Source organism: Polaromonas sp. AER18D-145 (genome assembly GCF_002379095.1).
GTDB lineage: Bacteria > Pseudomonadota > Gammaproteobacteria > Burkholderiales > Burkholderiaceae_C > Polaromonas.
On sequence record NZ_NBZV01000132.1, the window covers coordinates 1 to 398 of the forward strand.

Consider the following 398-nt stretch of genomic DNA (forward strand, 5'->3'; position numbering starts at 1 on the left):
GCCATCAACGCCTCGTCCAGAAAGATCGTCGACATCATCGGCGTGATCGACGGCATCGCCTTCCAGACCAATATTCTTGCTCTGAACGCCGCGGTCGAAGCGGCCCGGGCCGGGGAACAAGGCAGAGGCTTTGCGGTGGTGGCCGCTGAAGTCAGAAACCTGGCCCAGCGAAGCGCGGCCGCGGCCAAAGAGATCAAGACCCTGATCGGCGACTCCGTCGACAAGGTCGAAGAAGGCAGCAAACAGGTGGCCGAGGCCGGCAAGACCATGGACGAGATTGTGGACAGCGTCAAACGCGTGACCGACATCATGGCCGAGATCACGGCGGCCAGCCAGGAGCAGACGGCTGGGATTGAGCAGATCAACCAGGCGATCACGCAGATGGACCAGGTGACGCA

General features: G+C 62.1%; 1 protein-coding gene. It reads left to right on the forward strand.

Translation table 11 applies throughout. From position 1 onward, the window contains the following. Window positions 1-398 (forward strand): methyl-accepting chemotaxis protein (locus B7G52_RS23165; RefSeq protein ID WP_240523602.1); only part of this gene is annotated, 398 nt, incomplete at both ends.